Raw genomic sequence first — 2,028 nt, 5'->3', positions numbered from 1 at the left:
AAGGGTTCCGAGAAGCAGTATCCGCACGAGCATCGCTTCAACGTTATCGATACCCCGGGTCACGTGGACTTCACCATTGAAGTTGAGCGTTCCCTGCGTGTACTCGACGGCGCTGTGGTTGTGTTCTGCGGTACCTCGGGTGTTGAGCCTCAGTCGGAAACCGTATGGCGTCAGGCCAACAAATACGGTGTTCCACGTCTTGTTTACGTAAACAAGATGGACCGTGCTGGTGCCAACTTCCTGCGCGTGATCGGTCAGATCAAGCAGCGTCTGGGTCACACTCCGGTGCCGATCCAGCTGGCTATCGGTTCCGAAGACAACTTCCAGGGTCAGATCGATCTGATCAACATGCAAGCTGTCTACTGGAACGATTCTGACAAGGGTATGGTTCCTGTTCGCAAGGACATCCCGGCAGAGTTGCTGGAAGAAGCCGAGAAGTGGCGCGGCAACATGGTTGAGGCTGCGGCCGAAGCCAACGAAGAGCTGATGAACAAGTACCTTGAGGGTGAAGAGCTCACCAACGAGGAAATCAAGGCCGCTCTGCGTCAGCGTACCATCGCTGGTGAGATCGTTCTGGCTGTTTGCGGTTCTTCCTTCAAGAACAAGGGTGTTCCCCTGGTTCTCGATGCTGTGATCGACTTCCTGCCTGCTCCAACCGACATTCCTGCTATCAAGGGTTCCAACCCTGATAACGAGGAAGAGGAAATGGAGCGTCATGCAAGCGACGACGAGCCTTTCGCGGCCCTGGCGTTCAAGATCGCTACCGACCCATTCGTGGGCACCTTGACCTTCGTTCGGGTTTACTCGGGCGTGTTGAACTCCGGCGACGGCGTGATCAACTCTGTTAAAGGCAAGAAAGAGCGTGTGGGTCGTATGGTGCAAATGCACGCAAACGCCCGCGAAGAGATCAAGGAAGTGCGCGCTGGCGACATCGCGGCCTTGATCGGCATGAAGGACGTCACCACCGGTGAAACCTTGTGCAACGCTGACAAGCCGATCATCCTGGTTCGCATGGACTTCCCGGAGCCGGTTATTTCGGTTGCCGTTGAGCCAAAAACCAAGGATGACCAGGAAAAAATGGGTATCGCTCTGGGCAAGCTTGCTCAGGAAGATCCATCTTTCCGCGTCAAGACTGATGAAGAGACCGGTCAAACGATCATCTCTGGCATGGGCGAGTTGCACCTGGACATCCTGGTTGACCGGATGCGCCGTGAGTTCAACGTCGAAGCCAACATCGGCAAGCCTCAGGTTTCCTATCGTGAGCGCATCACGAAGAACTGTGAAATTGAAGGCAAGTTCGTTCGCCAGTCCGGTGGTCGTGGCCAGTTCGGTCACTGCTGGATTCGTTTTGCGCCGGCTGACGAAGGTCAGGAAGGTCTGCAATTCGTGAACGAAGTCGTAGGTGGTGTGGTTCCTAAGGAATACATCCCGGCGATCCAGAAGGGTATCGAAGAGCAGATGAAGAACGGCGTTGTTGCCGGCTATCCGCTGATCGGCCTGAAGGCGACTGTGTTCGATGGTTCTTACCACGACGTCGACTCCAACGAGATGGCGTTCAAGGTGGCTGCTTCCATGGCGACCAAGCAACTGGCCCAGAAGGGCGGTGGTGAGTTGCTTGAGCCGATCATGGCGGTAGAGGTTGTTACGCCTGAAGACTACATGGGTGATGTCATGGGCGACCTTAACCGTCGTCGTGGCATGATTCTGGGTATGGAAGATACGGTTTCCGGCAAGGTCATTCGTGCCGAGGTTCCGTTGGGTGAAATGTTCGGTTACGCAACCGACGTTCGTTCCATGTCTCAGGGTCGCGCGAGCTACTCTATGGAATTCAAAAAATACAATACAGCTCCGTCGCATATCGTCGAAACTGTTACCAAAAAGCAAGGCTGATTCAGCCCTTTAAGCTAGGAGTTAATTGTCGTGGCTAAAGAAAAATTTGAACGGAACAAACCGCACGTCAACGTTGGCACCATCGGTCACGTCGACCACGGTAAAACCACGCTGACCGCTGCTCTGACCCGTGTCTGC

The 2,028-nt window shown here is 54.6% G+C and carries 2 protein-coding genes; both read left to right on the top strand.

Going from position 1 to position 2,028, the window contains the following annotated elements:
- Nucleotides 1–1,890: elongation factor G (gene fusA, locus GSM73_RS20570; protein ID WP_256677014.1), on the top strand; the 1,890-nt coding region annotated here is incomplete at its 5' end.
- Nucleotides 1,891–1,920: 30 nt separating this feature from the next.
- Nucleotides 1,921–2,028, top strand: a 108-nt coding sequence (locus GSM73_RS20565; RefSeq protein ID WP_236699086.1) for a GTP-binding protein, incomplete at its 3' end; no start/stop codon positions are given.

The organism is Pseudomonas sp. PICF6, from assembly GCF_009831705.1.
Taxonomy (GTDB): domain Bacteria; phylum Pseudomonadota; class Gammaproteobacteria; order Pseudomonadales; family Pseudomonadaceae; genus Aquipseudomonas; species Aquipseudomonas rhizophila.
This window is presented reverse-complemented; position numbering and strand designations above follow the sequence as displayed.